Genomic DNA, 19,762 nt, shown 5'->3' on the forward strand with positions numbered 1-19,762 from the left:
GGCCAGACGTAGCTGCGATCGAGCGGCACTGCCGCCTCGGCGCGCGCGCGATCGACATCGCCGGCTTCGAGCAACGTGCGGGTCGTCGCCGGATTGGCTCGGAGCGCGTTGGCGAGATCATCGAGGTCGGGCAGCGGCGGCGGCGGTTTCCATTCCACCTCGAGCAGCCTCGCGGCTTCGATCGCCTGCTCCTCGCGCTCGGCGACCACGCCGACGAAATCGCGCATGGTGACGACCGCCACCAGCCCGCGAATATGCGCCACCGACGCCTCGTCGACTCGGATCAGGCTGTTGCCGATGAACGGCCCGGCATCGACTCCGGCGTAAGGCGGACGCACTACGCGGCCGTGCAACATCCCCGGCACACGGACATCGTGGACATAAACGAAATTACCAGTCGCCTTGGCAGGAATGTCGACCCGCGCCATCCGCCGGCCGACGATGCGGTGATCAGCGACCGGCTTCAACGCGACCTCGTCGGCGAGCATCAACCGTTCCTGGCGTCCCCTGAGCAGCTCCGCATAGGACACGCCAACATTACCCCCGTCGCGTGGATGTACCACGCCGTCCGTCACAGTGAGCTTGTCGGCGGGCAGCTCGAGCGCCGGCACCGCGAGCGCCACCAGATGATGGCGCGCCTGCGCCGCCGCTTTACGTAGCGGCACCGCGGTGACCTGAATGCTGTCGCTGGCGATGGTCGCACCCTGGTTCGGCGTCCCCGAGGTGTGGCCGAGCACCATGGTCACGCGCTCGAACGGAACATCGAGTTCTTCCGCGACGATCTGCGCAAAGGCGGTGCGGATGCCGGTGCCGAGATCGACGTGGCCGCTGAAGGCAAGCACCTGGCCACTGTCATCGAGATACAGAAACAGATCGAGCGCACCGTCCGGCGGCGGCGCTGTCGGCACCAGACCCCTGACATGCTGCGCCGGGCGCAACACGCCCAACGTGCCGGAGCGAGCCAAGAGCTCGGAAGGCGCCGGAGTCGGCTCGCTCATGGCGTCCCACCCTGCGCTGAGTCCGCGGCGTGATCGCAGCCCGGCGCGCCGGCGGCCGCCATCACCGCCCGCAGAATCTCCACATGGGTCCCGCAGCGGCATAGATTGTAGCGCAGCGCCTGACGAACCTGATCTTCGGTCGGACACTGGTTGCGGCTGAGAAACGCCGCCGCGGTCATGATCATGCCGTTCAGGCAATAGCCGCACTGCGCCGCCTGTGCGTCGATGAATGCCTGCTGCACGGGATGCAACGCAGCCAGCGAACCGAGCCCTTCGAGCGTGGTGACCGAACGCCCCTCCACGGTTTTCAGCGTGACGACACATGACCGCGCTGCAACGCCGTCGATCAGCACCGTGCAGGCGCCGCACTCCCCGAGCCCGCAGCCGAATTTGGGCCCGTTCAGTCCGAGATCGTTGCGAAGTACGTAAATCAGCCGGGTGTCGCGCGGCAGGTCGAAGCTATGGACAGCACCGTTAACGGTAAACGCGACCGGTCCGGCGGCGGTCATCTCGTCCGCGCCCCGCGGCACGCCAGAACCGGCTGCTGATAACTCCGGCGGCGGAGATGTCGGACGGTCCGGCAAGCACGGTTCCCCTGGTAACGAAGCCTCGGCGAGATTGTTTCTGTACCAATGATCATCGTCAAGTGCCGTTTGCACTGCGATGTGAGTTTGTGCAGTGCATGCTTATTCCTTGTGCTTGACTTGCGCTCGGCGCGGCGATTTCATTGGTACACATACAAATACAGGCAAGCCCCTCACGGTCGCCCTGGAGCCAGCAGCGGAATGCAGAACGACATTACGAACGGCTTAGGCGCGGCGAGCGACGGCAGGATCCGCTGCGACGCCTGTCCGGTGATGTGCTACATCAAGCCGGGCGCAAGCGGCGCCTGCGACCGCTATGCCAATCACGAAGGCGAATTGGTGCGGGTCGACCCGCATGTGCTACTCGACCGCACCCTCGCGGAGGGCGGCGCGATCGTCCCTTTCCACCGCGACGGCTCCTGGGACGGCAAGCTGATCGCCGAAGGCCACACCTTCGTCACAGCGATCGGCGCTGGAACCACCTACCCCGACTATAAACCCGCGCCGTTCATCGTCTCGTCCGAAGTCAGCGGCGTCGACATGGTCACCGTCGTCACCGAGGGCATCTTCAGTTACTGCGGCGTCAAAGTGAAGATCGACACGGACCGTTTCCTTGGGACCGAACAATCCGTCGTGCGCGCTTCGGGCGAAGCCGTTGGTCACGTCACCACTTCGGAATACGGCTCACAGATGCTGTCGCTCGGCGGCGTGCATCACCTCACCGGCGGCGGCAAGAAGGAAGGCCGTGTCACCTGCGACGTGCTGCTCGATCTGTGCAATCGCAAGCCGGTCGAGCTGACGATCGACGGCGGTGCAAAAGTGGTAGTTCAGGCCGGCCAGCCGCCGATAGTCAACGGCGTCACCGAGGAGCGAATGCGCGTCGGCTGCGGCTCCGCCACGATCGGCATGTTTGCCAAACAGTGGTACGGACAGGTCGACGAAGTCGTCGTCGTCGACGATCACATCACCGGCGTATTGTCCGAGCATCAGGCCGGCAAGTTGCTCGGCGTGCCCGACACCGGCATCAAGATGAAGGGGCGCCGCTCGACACCCGGTCGCTACTTCCAGGTCGCCGAGCCCGGCACCGGCTGGGGCGGCACCAACATCTCGGATCCGTTGTCGATCATTCACCCGTTCGACAAGAAGGTGGCTTGGCCGGGGCTGCGGCTGTTCTTCATCTCGACCACCGGCGAGCACGCCGCTTACTTCGAGCTGGACGATGATCTGGCTCCTCGAGCCAAGGAGATGCCGCCCGGGCTCGTCGCTTCTTGCGCCCGCATCCGCGACAATTGCGAACCGGCGCTCTCGACCGTGCTGTTCATGGCCGGCGCAGGCGGCTCGCTCCGCTCTGGCGTCACCGAAGATCCGGTGCGCCTTACCCGCTCGGTGAAGGACGCGCTCACCTACGTCACCTGCGGCGGCGCGCCGGTCTACGTCTATCCCGGCGGCGGCATCACCTTCATGGTCGACGTGATGCGGATGCCGGAAAACGCCTTCGGCTACGTGCCGACCCCGGCACTGGTGGCGCCGATCGAATTCACGCTGCGGCTGACGGACTACGCCGAGCTCGGCGGTCACATGGACGAAGTCCGCCGCGTCTCGTCGATGGCCGCCGGCGACAGTCAGCGAGCAATCGCCCCGCATGCCGACAATCCTTGGCCGCTGTCGCCGAACGGCGCCAAGCGATCGTTCGGGTGACGTATGGGCGCCGCCTCGCAGCTCAGATCGCCGACGGCTGGACGCGCCATACAGGCCGCGCTGCTCGCGGACGGCCGCCGTCTGCATCTGCATGATGGCCCGATCGACCTGATCATCGAAGCGACCGGCGAGCCGCCGGCGGTACGCGCGGCTTACGTCCGCGCAGCAGAACGCTTCGCCGGCCTTCTCGACGCCCTTTGCGCAGAGCTGCCGGGTCTGCGCGCGCCGGCCGGACCCGACGCCGCGCCGCTCGCCCATGTCGTGGCGCGCCACATGCAGCAGGCAGTGGCACCGTTTGCGGCCGACGTCTTCATCACGCCGATGGCAGCCGTGGCCGGCGCGGTCGCCGAACACGTTCTGCAGGCGCTGATCGGCCCCGGTATCACCCGCGGTTACGTCAATAATGGCGGCGACATCGCGCTGCATTTGCCGCCGGGCGCCACCGTCACGGTCGGCCTGGTCGCGCGGCCGGACCGGCCGGCCCTCGTCGGAACCGCCACGATCGATCATGCCAGCCCTATCCGCGGCATCGCCACCAGCGGCTGGCGCGGCCGCAGCTTCTCGCTCGGCATCGCCGATGCGGTGACCGTCCTCGCTCCATCCGCGTCGATGGCCGATGCGGCCGCCACCGTGATCGCCAATGCGGTCGATCTGCCGGATCATCCCGGCATCGTTCGGGTGCCGGCATGCGAATTACAGCCCAACAACGATCTCGGCGCCCGTCTCGTTACGCGCAACGTTCCGGAGCTGTCCACGCCGGCACGAGCTGCCGCGCTCGAAGCCGGTCTCGATGTCGCACGGAATCTCGCCGCGCGCGGGCTGATCTGCGACGCCGCCCTGCACCTGCAGGGCGAGACCGTCAGCGTCGGCACCGCAACGCTCGTCCTCCAACCGCATCAGGAACTCGCCGATGCCTGAAGTCAAAGTCCGCAAGAAACTGCTGATCACCGAGGAGGTGTTCCACGAAGGTGGCCCGATCGCCTCGAGCCCGCGCAAGCGCAGTGCGATCATCGCCGTGATCGAGAACCCGTTCGCAGGCCGCTATGTCGAGGCGATTTCCGGCTTCATGGACGATCTGACGCCGCTCGGCGTCGCGCTCGCGGGCGAGCTGTTGCAGGCACTCGGCGGCGACGCCAAGGCGGTCGATGGCTACGGCAAAGGCGCCATCGTCGGCGCGAGCGGCGAACTCGAACACGGTGCCCTGTGGCATGTGCCCGGCGGCTACGCGATGCGTGAGATTCTCGGCGACGCGAAGGCGATCGTGCCTTCGACCAAGAAAGTCGGCGGCCCCGGTACCCGGCTCGACGTGCCGATCACCCATGTCAACGCCTCCTACGTGCGCAGTCATTTCGACGCCATGGAGGTCGGCGTACCGGATGCGCCGAAGGCCGACGAGATCGCATTGGTACTGGTGATGAGCTGCGGTCCGCGCGTCCACGCCCGCGTCGGCGGGCTCGCTGCGGCTGACATCAAGGGCGAGGACGGGCTGCGATGAAGGCGAAAATCCGCAAGATCGTCGTTGTGGTCGAAGAAACGCTGACCGAGATGGGGCGCACGATCACGCCGCCGACACGCCAGGCCGCCGCTCTGGCGGTGATCGAGAACCCGTTCGCGGGCCGCTACGTCGAGGATCTCTCCGAACTGAGCGCGATCGGCGAGGAACTCGGCGGCCTGCTTGCCGCGAGAGCGGTGGCGGCGCTCGGGATCGAGGGACCGGAAGCCGAGAGCTACGGTAAAGCCGCGCTGGTCGGCGAGAACGGCGAGCTCGAACACGCCGCGGCGCTGCTGCATCCGAAAATGGGCACCCCGGTGCGCAAGGTGCTCGGCAAGGGCGCGGCTCTGATTCCGTCGTCGAAGCGACGCGGCGGGCTCGGCGCCGAATTGGACATCCCGCTCGGCCACAAGGACGCCGCCTATGTGCGCAGCCACTTCGGCGGCATGCAGGTGAACGTGCCGGATGCGCCGCGCGCGAACGAAATCGTGGTGGCTGTGGCGGTGACCGATTCCGGCCGGCCTCTGCCGCGAGTCGGCGGGCTCACCACCGCCGAGATCAAGGGTGAAGACGGTTTGCGTTGAGGACGTTGGCTGAGGTCGTGAACAGGAGGGCTTGAACGGATGAAATACGTAGCAGGACTGGCGTTGTCGGCGTTGCTGTTGGCCTCTGGCGCAGCACACGCCCAGCAGGGCGAAATCAAGGTCGGCGAGATCAATTCGTATTCGGCTTTGCCCGGCTTCACCGAACCCTATCGCAAGGGCATGGAGCTCGCCCTGAAGCAGATCAACGATGCCGGCGGCATCAAGGGCAAGAAGCTGGTCATCATCTCCAAGGACGACGGCGCCAAGCCGGGCGACGCGCTGACCGCGGCCAACGAGCTGGTGTCTCGCGACGGCGTGGTGCTGCTCGCCGGCGGGTTCCTGTCGAATATCGGCCTCGCGCTGTCGGATTTCGCCAAGCAGAAGCAGGTTTTGTACATCGCCGCCGAACCGCTGACCGACGCGATCGTGTGGTCCAAGGGCAACGACTACACCTTCCGCCTGCGCACGTCGAACTACATGCAGGCGTCGATGCTGGCCGAGGAAGCCGCCAAGCTGCCGGCCAAGAAGTGGGCCACCATCGCCCCGAACTACGAGTTCGGCCAGTCGTTCGTCGCCGCCTTCAAAGAGGCGTTGACGAAGAAGCGCCCGGACGTCGAGTTCATCGCCGAACAGTGGCCGCCGCTGAACAAGATCGACGCCGGTCCGGTGCTGCAGGCGATCGACGCCGCCAAGCCGGATGCGATCCTCAACGCAACCTTCGCCGGCGATCTCGTCAAGCTGGTCCGCGAAGGCAACACGCGCGGCGTGTTCAAGGACCGCGCGGTCGTGAGCTATCTCACCGGCGAGCCGGAATATCTCGATCCGCTGAAGGACGAAACGCCGGAAGGCTGGATCGTCACCGGCTATCCGTGGTACGCGATCAAGACCGCCGTGCATCAGGCGTTCCTCGACGCCTATCAGAAGGCATACAACGACTATCCCCGGCTCGGTTCGGTGGTCGGCTATTCGACGGTGAAATCGATCGCCGCCGTGCTGAACGCCACCGACGATCACTCCACCGCCAGCCTGATCAAGGCGATGAAGGAACTCAAGGTCGACACCCCGTTCGGACCGGTGGTGTATCGCGGCGCCGACCACCAGTCGACGCTCGGTGCCTATGTCGGCAAGACCGCCAAGAAAGACGGCAAGGGCATCATGGTCGACATCGAGTTCAAGAAGGGCGCCGACTACCTGCCGAGCGAAGCCGAGGCCGCCAAGCTACGGCCGGCGAACTAATCCGACCGAACGGGCGGCGCAGCGGCGCCGCTCGTTCCGACCGGCCGCCGCACAGCGGGGGCCGTGATCCTCAGCAAGCCGACGACCCGAAGCACGAAAGGCGTCAGACGTGGAACTTCTCTTTGTCCAGGCCCTCAGCGGACTTGCCAGCGCGGCATCGCTGTTCCTGGTGGCGTCCGGCCTGTCGATCATCTTCGGCGTCACCCGCATCGTAAACTTCGCGCACGGCGCCTTCTATATGCTCGGCGCCTATGTGGCCTACACGCTGACCAGCCGCTTCGCCGGCCCGCTCGGATTTTGGGGCGGACTGCTGGTCGCGAGTCTCATCGTCGCAGCACTCGGCGCGCTGATGGAGATGGTGCTGCTGCGGCGGATCTATCAGGCGCCCGAACTGTTCCAGCTGCTCGCCACATTCGGCGTCACGCTGATGGTGCAGGATCTGGTGGTGGTGATCTGGGGCGCCGACGATCTGCTCGGGCCGCGCGCGCCCGGCTTCACCGGTGCCTTCAGCCTGTTCGGCCGCAACATTCCGACCTACGACCTGCTGCTGATCGCGCTCGGGCCGGCTGTACTCGGCCTGTTGTGGCTGCTGTTCCACCGCACCCGCTGGGGCGTACTGGTGCGCGCCGCCACGCAGGATCGCGACATGGTGGCGTGCCTCGGCGTCAATCAGAAATGGCTGTTCACCAGCGTGTTCGCGCTCGGTGTGTTTCTCGCCGCGCTCGGCGGCGCGCTGCAGATCCCGCGCACCACCGTGACCCACTACATGGACCTTTCGATCATCGTCGAAGTCTTCGTAGTCGTGGTGATCGGCGGCCTCGGCTCGGTGACCGGTGCCTTCGTCGCCGCTGTGCTGGTGTCCGAGCTGAACGCGCTCGGCATCCTCGCGCTGCCGAAAATCTCGCTGGTCGCGGTGTTCTTGGTGATGGCCGTGGTGCTGGTGGTACGGCCGTTCGGCCTTTTCGGCAAAGCCGAACGGGCTCCGCGCAGCAGCGCCGGCACCTCGTTCCGGCCGTGGAAGCCGATGACGAGCATCGAGCGGATCGGCGTAGCCCTGATCGTCGCGCTGGCGGCACTGCTGCCGCTGTTCGCCGGCAACTACGCGCTCAGCGTCGGCTCCGAGATTTTGGTGTTCGTGCTGTTCGCCGCCAGCCTGCACTTCATGATGACGGTCGGAGGCCTCGCGTCGTTCGGTCACGCCGCCTATTTCGGTCTGGGCGCCTATGGCGCAGCGTTCGCGATCAAGTTTCTCGGCGCGCCGATGGGCGTGGCGCTGCTCATCGGACCGCTGTTCGGCTTGGCCGGCGCAGTCATCTCCGGGTGGTTCTGCGTTCGCCTGTCCGGCGTGTATTTCGCGATGCTCACACTGGCCTTCGCCCAGATCATCTGGTCGGTGGCGTTCCAATGGGTCGAGGTCACCGGCGGCGACAACGGCATCCTCGGCATCTGGCCATCGCGCTGGGCGTCGAGCCCGGAGGGCTTCTTCTGGCTGACGCTGGCGATCGTCGCCGTCAGCGTCGCATTGCTGCGCGTGCTGGTGTTCTCGCCGTTCGGCTTCGGCCTCCGCGCCACGCGTGACAACACGCTCCGCGCCGACGCCATCGGCATCGATCGCAAATCGGTGCAATGGGCGGCATTCATAGTATCGGGTACGTTCGCCGGGCTCGCCGGAGCGCTGTTCGCCTTCCTAAAGGGTTCGGTGTTTCCGGAGACGCTCGGCATTCCGATCTCGGTCGACGGCTTGGTCATGGTGCTGCTGGGCGGCATCGAGACGGTGTCGGGTGCGGTCGTCGGTGCCATCTTCTACAAGGCGCTGGCGATCTGGCTGATGAGTCAGACCGACCTGTCGAAGCTCGTGCTCGGCGCCATCATCGTGCTGCTGGTGGTGGCCTCGCCCAAAGGCATCGTCGGTTTCATCGAGCAGATTCGCCATCGACGACCTCCCAGCCCGAACGGCGCGGGGTCTTCGGCGGCACGCGCCGATGCTTCCGACGCGCTCGGTATCGCCAAGATGAAGGTCGCCGAATGACCGCGCTCCTCCAAGTCGAGACGCTGGCCAAATCCTATGCCGGTGTCCATGCCGTGAAGAACGTCTCGTTCGCGCTGTCGGCCGGCGAGATCCTCGCGCTGATCGGCCCCAACGGCGCCGGCAAGAGCACCTGCTTCAACATGCTCAACGGCCAGATTCGTCCCGACGCCGGATCGATCCGGATCGCCGGCGAGAACATCGTCGGGCTGCCGCCGCGTGCGGTGTGGCGGCGCGGCGTCGGCCGCACCTTCCAGATCACCGCGACGTTCTCGTCGATGACGGTGCGCGAAAACGTCCAGATGGCACTGCTGTCGTATCACCGCCGACTGTGGGCCGTGCTCGGATATGCCGGCGCCAGCCATCGCGACGAGGCGGACCGTCTGCTCGATCTGGTCGGTATGCTGCAGCAGGCGGGCCGCCCCTGCGGCGAGCTCGCCTATGGCGACCTGAAGCGCCTTGAGCTGGCGGTGGCGCTCGCCAACCAGCCGCGGCTGCTCTTGATGGACGAACCGACCGCCGGCATGGCGCCGAAGGAGCGCGTCGAGCTGATGCGGCTCACGACCGACATCGCCCGCCGCAAGAAGATCGCTGTGCTGTTCACCGAACACGACATGGACGTGGTGTTCGAACACGCCGACGAGGTCATGGTGCTCAACCGCGGAGAGCTCGTCACCCGCGGCACACCGCAGCAGGTGCGCGCCGATCCGCACGTGCAGGCGATCTACCTCGGCGAGGGCCTGCTCTACGACGCCAAACACCGCGCGGAGGCGACACCATGAAGCTCGAAGTTGCCGAATTGAACAGCTTCTACGGTCCGGCCCACATCCTGTTCGACGTCGGCTTCGCGGTCGGCGACGGCGAGGTGGTGGCGATGCTCGGGCGCAACGGCGCCGGCAAGAGCACCACCTTCCGCACCATCATGGGCCTGGTGTCGCGCCGAGCCGGCCTGGTGAAGTTCGAAGGCGACGAGATCACGCGCTTGCCGTCCTACGAGATCGTGCGACGTGGCCTCGGCTATGTTCCGGAAGACCGCCGCATCTTTTCCGAACTCACGGTGGAGGAGAATTTCGAGGTCGGCCGCCAGAAGCCGCGCCCCGGCGCTGCCGCCTGGACGCCGGACCGCATCTACAAGCTGTTTCCGAATCTCGGCGAGATGCGCCGGCGCCTCGGCGGTGACATGAGCGGCGGCGAACAGCAGATGCTCAGCATCGGCCGCACGCTGATGGGCAACCCGTCGCTGGTGCTGCTCGACGAGCCGTCCGAAGGGCTGGCGCCGAAGATCGTCGAGCAGATGGCTGGCGCGATCCTGGCGATGAAGCGCGAAGGCCTCAGCATCGTCATATCCGAGCAGAACCTGCATTTCGCCAAGCTGATCTGCGATCGAGCCTATATTATCGAGAAAGGACGAATTCGATTCTCCGGCACCATCGACGAGCTCGAAGCCCATCCCGAGATTCGGGACGCCTATCTGGCCGTGTGATCGGATCGGACCAAGAGGCAATTTGATTGAATACGAAATCCACCACCAAGCGGCGCTCGGAGGGCAAGTCCGCCTCCTATCTGCTCGACACTCAGGTCGGTTTCATCCTGCGGCAGGCGCTGCAGCGCCATGCCACGATTTTTGTGGACCATATGGGCGAAGACCTGACCATGACCCAATGGGCCGCACTGTCGAAGCTGCTTGAAAAAGGCCCCTGCTCCCAGAACCTGCTCGGCCGCTACACCGCGATGGATGCCGCCACCATCAAAGGCGTCGTGGAGCGCCTGGTTCGACGCGGTCTCGTCGAGACCAACCCCGATCCGGACGACGGCCGCCGCCTGCTGGTGACGCTGACCGCTGACGGCGTCGCCCAGACCGAGCGCTTGATCCCGGCGGCGCACGAGATCACCAAGGAAACGCTCTCCCCGCTGACGAAGGACGAACGCACCCAGTTTCTGGCGCTGCTGTCGCGCTTGAAATAGAGCGAGAACGCTTGGGTTCGGAACGGGACTCGCGCGTCGAAGGCCTTCACCGGACTTGGAAAAAGAAAGAGGAAAAGAAGGCCGAAAGGCAAATTCGGCGCGAGATGGATACGCCAAGCTATGCAGTTGCGCTGACCTATTGACCCATAGCTGACCTTCGATAAGGCCGTTGGGTTATAACCCAACGCCTATTCCGACCTGCTTGAACAAACTGATTATCTTCGCAGTAGAGAACAGCCGCATGAATCCGCGATCCGAGTAGTATCAAAATCGACGATCTGGATGTCGGGCCGCAGTCGTTACGAAAGACAGCACCCATGCGCATCATTGTTCATCTGATTGTGCGGGTCGATCGGCACACACCTTTTCGAACCGGAACGATTCCCCGCCTGGGATACCCTCTCGGGTCTCGGGATGCGGATCCGGGTGATGAAGGTTGAAGAATTCGACGATCTTGAAGCCGCATTTGTTGACGTAGAAGTGGATGTTGCGCTTCTCGAAATACGGCGTGTGGGTTTCCCAGGCCCGTGTCTCGGGATACATCGCTTCGACCGCACGCCACGCTCTGGAGCCGATGCCTTTTCCGTGATGTTCGGCAGAGACGAAAAATAGATCCAGCGAATTGTGATGCGTGGCGGTGTCCATCGTCAGCACGATCCCGCCAACCCGCACGCCATCGAGCAAGATGTGATACGTGACCGAGCCCGGCGCATGGAAGAACTCGCCGAGTTCTGCATCCGACGGGATCGGACCTTCGGGCATCGTTCCGAACGCCGCCGCGAATCCGGCGGCGAACGCGTCCTGCAGACTTAGCTGGAAATCCACCAGATCCGCCTCCTGCGCCGGAACCAGGATGACACGATTTGCCTCGTTCAATTTCATTGCTTCGTCTCCTGCATCGTCGACCTGTTTTCCAATCGTCTCACTCATAGAGCCGCCCGCCGATGCGTCATCCAAGGCCGCAGGCGAGCCGTCCCCCGCTTCTATTTTGGCGGGGCCTTAGCGAGTGACCTCAGCATCGGCTTCCGGTAGCGCGAGCAACATGACCCAGCGGTCTGGCGGCAGGGTCTGCCCGAGCGCACTCCGTTCGGTGGTCACGGCGATCTGCTCGGCCCGTGGTCGCAGTGCGAGGACCCGGTCGACGCAGGCCGGTGCTGCGGCCGGACATATCCCGACAAAGCCGCTGCGACCGAGCGTTTCGGCCGAGATCCACGGCGTCAGTTCGGGCGCGCCGGCCAAGAACATGCGCGGATGGTCGGGGCTGTAGAACGATACGGTCGCGATCTCCTCGCTATCGCCGACTAGAATCCTGAGCGGCGTGCCGGCGCGCTCACGCCACAGGTCGGTTGCTATCGCCGCCAGACGATCCAGCCGCGGCGACAGCGCACGATTCGGTTCGAACAGCACCTTCACCGTCGCCAGCCCCGGCGCCGCCATCAACGCTCCCACCCCGAGCATCAGCAGGATCACCGCCGCCCTGGCCAAAGCGCGCAACGGCACCGCAAGCCGCGGCAACGTCAGAACGGCGAGCGGGACCAGCGAGAACAGCGGGGCGGTCCAATCGCTCTTCATCAAGACCGGCGTCGCAATGGCGGCGATGAGCGGCCCGATCGTCAACACGGCGACGATGATCCAGATCTGGCAGGCGCGATCCAACGCGTCGGCCGGGGGTGCCGCCACACGCCGAAGCCGTGGCAGCAACACCGAGACGGCGCCGGCCACCAGCGCCGGCAGCAGCAGGGCGAAGGCGTGCAGCGTGGAGTCCATCGCATGCTCGGCCGCCGTCACGCGTTCCCACCCGAAATATTGCGAAGCGTAGCGGAACGGTGTGAAGCCGACCGCATAAAGCCAGTCGAGATGCGGAGCCATCGCCAGCACGAACACCGCGACCGCCACATAGGGCAACGGCGAGCGGAACAACCGGTTACGGTCCGGCCGGGCCACCGCTGCGACCGCAATCGCCACCAGTGCCCACATGCCCCAGTATTTCGTCATCACCGCGGCGGCGCCGGCGAGCCCGATTACCACGCCCCACAGCGCGGTCCGCCGTGCGGCTGCGACGATATAGGCCCAAACGATCAGCACCACGAACGGCAGTTGCAACAAGTCGGGATTGAACTTGTAGCCCTTGAAATTCAGGATCGGGTAGATCATCGCCAGCAGCGTGGCGAGCACGGCGCGCCGGCGATCGACCACCTTCCCGGCCAGCAACCTGATCAGCAAGACGGTGGCGCCGGTGACGACCATCGCCAGCGCGTAGAAAGCCCAATCGCTGGTCGGAAACACGCTGAACCACGCCCGCGCCACCCACCCGGCCATCGGCGGGTGCTTACCCGAGCCCCAGGCCAAGGTCTGGCCCCACGCGAACGCTTCCGTGCTGTCGGAATGCAGCACCTGAGCGAATTTCAGGATGGTCAGCACAGCGACCCACAGCAGCGCGTTGCTGAGGACAACGCCAAACAGCAACGGAGTGCCGAGCCGCGGGTGCACCAACGCCGCAGCGCCGCGGCGAATAGCGCGTTGCAACCAGCAATAGCGGATCACGGCCGGCCGGGACGAGGCCGCGCCCGGATCGCGACGAAGCGCGTCGGCATTCGCGAGATTCATTGGCTTGAATCTGCGAACGCGATACGCAATCGAAGTCGATCATCGTCCTGTAGGCCGAACCGAGGATCCGTCAGATCCGCTTCCTGCTCCGGGACCAGGATGACGCGTATTGCCTCATCCAATCTCATTGCTTCGTCTCTTGCATTGTCGACCTGTGTTTCCCAATCGTCTCGCTCATAAAGCCGCACGCCGATGCGTGATCGGACCGGCCGGATGCGGCCCGATGTCGACGTCGATCACCTCCGGCGTCAGCGCGTCGACCTCGCCGTCCCATCCACCTCCGAGGGCCTTGTTCAGTGCGATGTAGTCCGCAACAATCTTGACCCGGCTCTGCAGCAGCGCGTCTTCGGCACCGTAGAGCGAGCGTTCGGCAGTCAGGACGTCGAGAAAGCTCGACGATCCGGATCGATACAGCGACTGCGACAGGCTCGCCGCCTGCCGGTAGGCCGTGGTCGATGTCGTGAGGAATCGGCTTCGCGCGCGCTCGTGACCGAGCGACACCAGCGCGTCCTCGACGTCCTTCAACGCGGTGAGTACAGACGCTTGGTAGGCCAGAAACTGCTGATCACGCTGTGCCTGCGCGATCTCGACCGCAGCCCGCAATTTTCCGCCGTTGAAGATCGGGACCGTCAACGTCGGACCGAGCGACCAACTGATCGACGAGTTCTTGCCGAGATCGCCGAGCTTGGTGCCGGAGGTTGCAATGTTCCCCGTCAAGCTGACGCTCGGATACAACGCCGCTTCGGCCCGCCCGATCCGCGCCGTGGACTGCGCGTAGCGGCGCTCCGCCAGCCGCACATCGGGACGCATCAGCAAGACATCGGCAGGAACACCGGCCGACACCGGCAGCTTCGGCGCCGGGATCGGCCTCGGCCTCGCCATGCGGTCCGCCAGCGCAGCCGGCGACCGTCCTGTCAGCACCGACAACCGATGCACGGTTTCGGCATACGCCGTCTCGAGCGTCGGAACGAAGGCGCGCGTCGTCGCCGCCTGCCCGGTCGCATTGGCGAGGTCCGCCGCGGAAGCCGTGCCCGCCGCCAAGCGGTTGCGGGTGATCTTGGTGGTTTCGTCCTGCGACAGCGCCGTGCGACGAGCGAGCGCGATGCGCGCCTGATAGCCGCGTGCTTGGACGTAGTTCGATGCGACGTCGCCGACCAGCGTCAGCAGCGCTGCGCGCAGATTCTCACCCGAGGCATCGATGCCGTATGCCGCCGCCTCCACGGTCCGGCGGTTGGCGCCGAACAGATCGAGCTCCCAGCTTGCATCGAAGCCCGCCTGATACAGACCAGACGTGCCGTTCTGTCCGACGGGCGATGACGGACTGCCGATATTTGTCCCACCGGGCACCGCCGACAAAGAGTTCGTCCCCTTCGCCAGCCGTGCCGACTCGCTGTTAGCGACCGTCGGAAGCAACGCTCCCACCGCCTGCCGATAGCTCGCCCGCGCCTCGCGCACGCGCGCGCTCGCCGTCGCGACATCCAGATTGCCATCCACCGCCTCGGTCACGAGCTGATCCAGCAACGGATCGCGAAGCCGGGCCCACCAGCGCGTCAGCGTGGGCGGCGCAGTCGTCACGCCCCCAGTCCGGCTCCAATGCGTCGGCGTCGCGAGAAGCGGCGTCCGATAGTCGGGTCCGACCGCGCATCCGCCGAGCAACGCCGCAACGAGGACCATCAGTATCGCAAAGGACGGCGCGGGCGCAGGCTTCGCAGGTGGGGCTGGCGGCTGCGCGGGTGGTGACGTCTTCGCAGGCGCCAGCGGAATCTCGATCGCGCAGCCGCTCAGCGCAGTCGCAGTCGACGTCAACGTCACGACCATCGCTCCGGCGCGCCCGCAGCGCGTCAGCCACCGCCGAGCCCGCATCATCCCGGTTCGCGCTTCCATCATGTCTTCCCTCACGACTCGCGCCGGCCCGACAAGGCGACCGCGTCAGGCGGGGACAGGCTGGCGGCGATCTCGGTGGCGGGCGCGCCCTTGAACACACGCCGGACCACGACGAACAACAGCGGTGCGAAGAAAATGCCCAGCAGAGTCGCCGACAACATGCCGCCCATCACGCCGATGCCGATCGAATTCTGCGCCGCCGAGCCTGCGCCGCTGGCCACGACCAGCGGCGTGACACCGAGGATGAATGCAAACGAAGTCATCAGGATCGGCCGCAACCGCTGCCTTGCGGCGAGCAAGGTGGCGCGATGCAATCCCAGCCCCGCCTGCTGGCGCGCGATCGCGAATTCGATGATCAGGATGGCGTTCTTGGCCGCAAGGCCGGTCGTGGTCAGGAGGCCGACCTTGAAGTACACGTCGTTGGTCTGACCGAACATCAGCGCGGCCGCCAGCGCGCCGAACACGCCGACCGGCACCGAGAGCATCACGGCGAACGGGATCGACCAGCTCTCGTAGAGCGCCGCCAGACACAGGAACACCACAAGAATGGAGATCGCGTACAGCGAGGTCGCCTGATTGCCGGAGAGCTGCTCCTGCCGCGACAGCGCGGTCCATTCGTGGCCGAAGCCGGCGGGCAGGCCGGTAACGAGGCGATCGATCTCCGCCATGGCGGCGCCGGAGCTGATCGACGGTGCGGCATCGCCCTGGATCTGAACCGCGGCCGCGCCGTTGTAACGCTCGAGCCGCGGCGAGCCGAAGGTCCAGCGGCCGGACGCGAAGGCGGAGAACGGCACCATCGCGCCGGAGCTGTTGCGGACGTACCAGCGATTCAGGTCCTCCGGCTGCATGCGGAAATCCGCCGCCGACTGCAGGTAGACCCGCTTGACACGGCCACGGTCGATGAAATCGTTGACGTAGCTGCTGCCCCACGCGATCGACAGCGTCGAGTTGACGTCGGCAAGATTGAGGCCGAGCGCACTCGCCTTCTCCTGATCGATGTCGATCGAAAACTGCGGCGTATCATCCTGCCCGTTGGGCCGGGTCCCGCTCAGCAGCCGGCTTTTTCCGGCAGCGCCGAGTAGCTGATCGCGCACGGCCATCAGCTTGTCGTGCCCCGCGCCGTTGATGTCCTTGAGATAGAAATCGAAGCCGTTGCTGGTTCCGAGCCCTTCGATCGCCGGCGGCGCCAGCGCAAACACCTTCGCGTCGCGAATGCCGGCGAACACCGCCATGGCGCGTTCGGCCACCGCATTGGCGGAGAGGTCGGTGTCTTTGCGTTCGGCGAAGTCCCTCAGACGCACGAAGGCCATGCCGACATTCTGGCCGGCTCCGGAAAATGAAAAGCCCGTCACCGTCATAAGGCCATCCACCGCTTTGGTCTCGTGATCGAGAAAATGGCGGGTGACCTTGTCGAGCACGCGCTCGGTGCGGTCCGTGGTGGCGCCGACCGGCAATTGCACCGACACCATCAGCAACCCCTGGTCTTCTTCCGGCAGGAACGAACTCGGCAGGCGGATGAACAATGCGCCGGCAGCCACGATGACGAGCACGAACGCGACCAGCCCTTGCCGCGGACGCCGCAGCATGCCGCGCGCCCCGGTCTGATAGGCATCCGTGCCTCGGCCCAGCACGCGGTTGAACCATCCGAACACGCCGCGCTTCTCGTCGTGCGCCTTCGGCGGCCGAAGAATCGTCGCGCACAAGGCCGGCGTCAGCACCAGCGCCACGATCACCGACAGCACCATCGCGGAGACGATCGTCACCGAGAACTGCCGGTAGATCACCCCGACCGAGCCGCCGAAGAACGCCATCGGCACGAACACAGCCGACAGCACCGTGGTGATGCCGATCAGCGCGCCGGTGATCTCCCTCATCGAACGGACCGTGGCCTCGCGCGGCGACAGCCCCTCGTCGTGCATCACGCGTTCGACGTTCTCGACCACCACGATTGCGTCGTCGACCAGAAGGCCGATCGCCAGCACCATGGCGAACATGGTCAGCGTGTTGATCGAATAGCCGGCGAGCGCCAGCACGCCGAAGGTGCCAAGCAGCACGACCGGCACCGCCAGCGTCGGAATCAGCGTGGCGCGAAAGTTCTGCAGGAAAACCAACATCACCACGAAGACGAGGACGACCGCCTCGACCAGCGTGCGGGTGACGTCGCGGATCGAGATCTCGACAAAGGGCGTGGTATCGTAGGGGTAGACGACCTTGACGCCTTGCGGCAACGTCGGGGCCATCTCGTTGACCACCGCCTTGACGGCAGCGGCCGTCCTGATCGCATTGGCGCCGGTCGCCAGATTGATCGCGAGCCCCGTGGCCGGCAGGCCGTTGTAGGTCGACGCGCTGGTGTAGTCCTCCGCGCCGAGTTCGACGGTGGCGACATCGTTGATCCGGACCATCGATCCGTTGGTATCGCTCTTGACGACGATGTTGCGGAATTGCGCCGGCGTCTGCAGCCGGCTCTGCGCGGTGACGGTCGCGTTGAGCTGCTGGCCCTTACGCGCAGGAAGGCCGCCGAGCTGACCGGCCGAGACCTGGGTGTTCTGCGCCTGGATCGCCGCGGTGATGTCGGCCGGCGTCAACGCGTATTTCAGCAGCTTCTCCGGATCGAGCCAGATCCGCATCGCGTAGCCGCCGCCGAACAGCTGGGTATTGCCGACGCCTTCCACCCGCTTGAGCCTGTCGTTGAGCGAGCTCTTCACATAGTCGGCGAGATCGGTCTCGCTCATCTTGCCGTTGGTCGAGACGAAGCCGACAATCATCAGAAAGCCGTTGGTCGATTTGGTGACCGAGAGCCCCGTGGTCTGGACGATCGACGGCAGCAGCGCGGTGACGAGCTGCAGCTTGTTCTGCACCTGCATCTGCGCGACGTCGGGATTGGCCTTGTTGGTGAAGGTGAGCGCGATCTCGGCCTGGCCGCTCGAGGTCGACGACGCAGTCATGTAGTCGAGGTTGTCCAGCCCGGTCATGCCTTGCTCGATGACCTTGGTCACCGAATTCTCGACCGTCCGCGCATCCGCGCCCGGATAGCTGGCGCTGATCTGGATCGTCGGCGGCGCGATCTCCGGATATTGCGACACCGGCAACGTGGTCAGCGCCAACAGCCCGCCGAGCATGATCACGATCGCGATCACCCAGGCGAAGATCGGCCTTCGGATGAAGAATGCGGAGATCATGGCTCTGCCTTTGGACGCGCGGCGCGTCGTTGCAGCGGCAGGCGCCCGCGCACTTCGCCGGTCGTGTCGTCGACAACAACTTCGGCAGCGGCGGCCTTCTGCCCAGGGCGCACATGCTGCGCGCCTTCGACGATCACCCGATCGCCTTCGCGAACGCCGGCGCCAACCAGCCAGTTGTTGCCGACGCTGCGGGTCACGGACAGAACGCGCTCTTCGACCTTGTCGTCGTTGTCGAGGAACATCGCGACCGCCTCACCCTTCGTGTTCCGAGTGACGGCACGCTGCGGCACCAGGAAGCTGTCGGGCGCGACGCCTTCTTCGACGACGGCGCGCGCAAACATGCCGGGCAGCAGCAGACGCTGCGGATTGGGAAACACCGCCCGCAACGTCACCGTGCCGGTCGAGGTGCTGACATTGGCCTCGGAGAATTCGAGCTTGCCGGACAGCGGATAGATCGCACCGTTTTCCAGCTTCAGTTTCACCGCGACATGCGGACCGCTCACTTTCAGGCGCCCGGAGTCGATCGCGTGCCGTAGGTTGAGCAGGTTGGTGCTCGACTGAATGACGTCGATGAAGATCGGGTCGAGCGTGCGGATCGTGGTCAGCAGCCCGGTCTGGCCCGCAGTGACCAGTGCGCCGGGGGTCAAGGACGAACGGTCGGTTCGGCCGCCGATCGGCGCTTTGATCGTGGTGTAGTCGAGATTGATCCTGGCTGTTTCGACCGAAGCCTTTGCGGTGGCCACCTCCGCCTTCGCCTGAGCGAGCGCGGCAACGGCATCGTCGAAATCCTGCTTGCTGACGGCATTCTGTTTGACGAGTCCCTGATAGCGCTCCGACTTGGCATGCGCGCTGGGCACGACAGCTTCCGCCTTCCGCAACGCCGCGACTGCGCTGTCATAGGCTGCCTTGTAGGGGGCGGCGTCGATCTGATAGAGCGACGCGCCCTCGGCGACCTCGCTGCCCTCCTTGAACAGGCGCTGCTGAACGATACCGGAGACCTGCGGACGCACCTCGGCCGTCTGCGAGGCAACGACGCGGCCAGGAAGCTCCGCAGTCATCACCACCGCCTGCGGGTGAAGCGTCACGACACCGACCTCGGGACGGCCGACGCCGGCGGGATCGACGCCGTGATCGGCAGACTGCGGCTTGCAGCCCACAAGCGCCACGGCAAACGCCAGTGCCACGATCGCGGCAACGGTTGATTGGGACAACACGGGCTTCATTCTCGAGGGAGTACGACGCACGCCCCCAGCCGGAGCTTGGGAGTGCAATACGATGAGGCGCGAGACTTACCCGGCGCGCATTGGTCGCGTGTGGAGACGATGTGGAGGATTGATGGAGGCGGCGATCCCACGACCGCCCAGAGACAGCCCGCCAGCGGACAAATGTGAATTAACTCAATTGATTACGGGAATGTTGACGTCGCCGGACGGTCGTGCGGTCGGCAGGATTTTGGCCGCGATCTTCGCTAACAAGAGACGGGTCGCCGATCAGCGACGCTGAAAGGGA

16 protein-coding genes are annotated in these 19,762 nt (G+C 65.4%); 9 read left to right on the top strand and 7 right to left on the bottom strand.

What is annotated here, in order from left to right:
* Both DY468_RS15035 and DY468_RS15040 read right to left on the bottom strand, forming a co-directional pair.
* A partial coding sequence (locus DY468_RS15035; RefSeq protein ID WP_164605611.1) for a molybdopterin cofactor-binding domain-containing protein occupies positions 1–998 on the bottom strand: 998 nt, incomplete at its 3' end.
* Complete coding sequence (locus tag DY468_RS15040; protein ID WP_164605612.1) at positions 995–1,507, bottom strand: (2Fe-2S)-binding protein; 513 nt, start codon at positions 1,505–1,507, stop codon at positions 995–997. The genes DY468_RS15040 and DY468_RS15035, both read right to left, overlap by 4 nt.
* A gap of 276 nt (positions 1,508–1,783) precedes the next feature.
* Between DY468_RS15040 and DY468_RS15045 the strand changes: the two genes are divergently transcribed.
* From DY468_RS15045 to DY468_RS15085, 9 genes are all read left to right on the top strand, one after another.
* The gene (locus tag DY468_RS15045; RefSeq protein WP_164605613.1) at positions 1,784–3,280 is read left to right on the top strand and encodes a 6-hydroxynicotinate reductase; all 1,497 of its coding nucleotides are present in this window, start codon (positions 1,784–1,786) and stop codon (positions 3,278–3,280) included.
* Between the two features lie 3 nt (positions 3,281–3,283).
* Positions 3,284–4,198 carry a UPF0280 family protein gene (locus DY468_RS15050; RefSeq protein WP_164605614.1) on the top strand — a complete coding sequence of 305 codons (915 nt, stop codon included), beginning with the start codon at positions 3,284–3,286 and terminating at the stop codon, positions 4,196–4,198.
* Complete coding sequence (locus tag DY468_RS15055) at positions 4,191–4,775, top strand: amino acid synthesis family protein (RefSeq protein WP_164605615.1); 585 nt, start codon at positions 4,191–4,193, stop codon at positions 4,773–4,775. The genes DY468_RS15050 and DY468_RS15055 overlap by 8 nt, the downstream gene beginning before the upstream one ends.
* Entirely contained in the window at positions 4,772–5,356 is a 585-nt protein-coding gene (locus DY468_RS15060; RefSeq protein WP_164605616.1) for an amino acid synthesis family protein, read from the top strand. Before DY468_RS15055 ends, DY468_RS15060 begins: the two co-directional genes overlap by 4 nt.
* Positions 5,357–5,395: 39 nt before the next feature.
* On the top strand, positions 5,396–6,592 hold the full coding sequence (locus DY468_RS15065; RefSeq protein WP_164605617.1) for an ABC transporter substrate-binding protein: 1,197 nt from the start codon (positions 5,396–5,398) through the stop codon (positions 6,590–6,592).
* A gap of 109 nt (positions 6,593–6,701) precedes the next feature.
* A complete protein-coding gene (locus DY468_RS15070; RefSeq protein WP_164605618.1) occupies positions 6,702–8,621 on the top strand; it encodes an ABC transporter permease in 1,920 nt (639 codons plus the stop codon).
* Entirely contained in the window at positions 8,618–9,400 is a 783-nt protein-coding gene (locus DY468_RS15075; RefSeq protein WP_164605619.1) for an ABC transporter ATP-binding protein, read from the top strand. The genes DY468_RS15070 and DY468_RS15075 overlap by 4 nt, the downstream gene beginning before the upstream one ends.
* Positions 9,397–10,101, top strand: a complete 705-nt coding sequence (locus DY468_RS15080; protein ID WP_164605620.1) for an ABC transporter ATP-binding protein — start codon at positions 9,397–9,399, stop codon at positions 10,099–10,101. Before DY468_RS15075 ends, DY468_RS15080 begins: the two co-directional genes overlap by 4 nt.
* A 26-nt stretch (positions 10,102–10,127) precedes the next feature.
* Entirely contained in the window at positions 10,128–10,583 is a 456-nt protein-coding gene (locus tag DY468_RS15085; protein WP_246700987.1) for a MarR family winged helix-turn-helix transcriptional regulator, read from the top strand.
* A 324-nt stretch (positions 10,584–10,907) separates the two neighbouring features.
* Here DY468_RS15085 and DY468_RS15090 read toward each other — a convergent pair whose 3' ends face one another.
* The 5 genes from DY468_RS15090 to DY468_RS15110 form a co-directional block, all read right to left on the bottom strand.
* Positions 10,908–11,513, bottom strand: a complete 606-nt coding sequence (locus tag DY468_RS15090) for a GNAT family N-acetyltransferase (protein ID WP_349644284.1) — start codon at positions 11,511–11,513, stop codon at positions 10,908–10,910.
* A 69-nt stretch (positions 11,514–11,582) separates the two neighbouring features.
* A complete protein-coding gene (locus DY468_RS15095) occupies positions 11,583–13,190 on the bottom strand; it encodes a glycosyltransferase family 39 protein (RefSeq protein WP_164605621.1) in 1,608 nt (535 codons plus the stop codon).
* 174 nt (positions 13,191–13,364) lie between these two features.
* Positions 13,365–14,864 carry an efflux transporter outer membrane subunit gene (locus tag DY468_RS15100; protein ID WP_246700988.1) on the bottom strand — a complete coding sequence of 500 codons (1,500 nt, stop codon included), beginning with the start codon at positions 14,862–14,864 and terminating at the stop codon, positions 13,365–13,367.
* Between the two features lie 221 nt (positions 14,865–15,085).
* Positions 15,086–18,253, bottom strand: a complete 3,168-nt coding sequence (locus tag DY468_RS15105; protein ID WP_205512378.1) for an efflux RND transporter permease subunit — start codon at positions 18,251–18,253, stop codon at positions 15,086–15,088.
* Positions 18,250–19,467 carry an efflux RND transporter periplasmic adaptor subunit gene (locus DY468_RS15110; RefSeq protein ID WP_164605622.1) on the bottom strand — a complete coding sequence of 406 codons (1,218 nt, stop codon included), beginning with the start codon at positions 19,465–19,467 and terminating at the stop codon, positions 18,250–18,252. The genes DY468_RS15105 and DY468_RS15110 overlap by 4 nt, the downstream gene beginning before the upstream one ends.
* Between the last annotated feature and the right edge of the window lie 295 nt (positions 19,468–19,762).

It is taken from the genome of Rhodopseudomonas sp. BR0M22, assembly GCF_010907035.1.
Taxonomy (GTDB): domain Bacteria; phylum Pseudomonadota; class Alphaproteobacteria; order Rhizobiales; family Xanthobacteraceae; genus Rhodopseudomonas.

Coding starts and splice junctions, on each gene's coding strand:
- DY468_RS15060 (WP_164605616.1), top strand. CDS start 4,772: ATGAAGGCGAAAATCCGCAAGATCGTCGTTGTGGTCGAAGAAACGCTG.
- DY468_RS15050 (WP_164605614.1), top strand. CDS start 3,284: ATGGGCGCCGCCTCGCAGCTCAGATCGCCGACGGCTGGACGCGCCATA.
- DY468_RS15075 (WP_164605619.1), top strand. CDS start 8,618: ATGACCGCGCTCCTCCAAGTCGAGACGCTGGCCAAATCCTATGCCGGT.
- DY468_RS15095 (WP_164605621.1), bottom strand. CDS start 13,190: ATGAATCTCGCGAATGCCGACGCGCTTCGTCGCGATCCGGGCGCGGCC.
- DY468_RS15090 (WP_349644284.1), bottom strand. CDS start 11,513: ATGAGTGAGACGATTGGAAAACAGGTCGACGATGCAGGAGACGAAGCA.
- DY468_RS15100 (WP_246700988.1), bottom strand. CDS start 14,864: ATGGTCCTCGTTGCGGCGTTGCTCGGCGGATGCGCGGTCGGACCCGAC.
- DY468_RS15045 (WP_164605613.1), top strand. CDS start 1,784: ATGCAGAACGACATTACGAACGGCTTAGGCGCGGCGAGCGACGGCAGG.
- DY468_RS15080 (WP_164605620.1), top strand. CDS start 9,397: ATGAAGCTCGAAGTTGCCGAATTGAACAGCTTCTACGGTCCGGCCCAC.
- DY468_RS15065 (WP_164605617.1), top strand. CDS start 5,396: ATGAAATACGTAGCAGGACTGGCGTTGTCGGCGTTGCTGTTGGCCTCT.
- DY468_RS15105 (WP_205512378.1), bottom strand. CDS start 18,253: ATGATCTCCGCATTCTTCATCCGAAGGCCGATCTTCGCCTGGGTGATC.
- DY468_RS15040 (WP_164605612.1), bottom strand. CDS start 1,507: ATGACCGCCGCCGGACCGGTCGCGTTTACCGTTAACGGTGCTGTCCAT.
- DY468_RS15055 (WP_164605615.1), top strand. CDS start 4,191: ATGCCTGAAGTCAAAGTCCGCAAGAAACTGCTGATCACCGAGGAGGTG.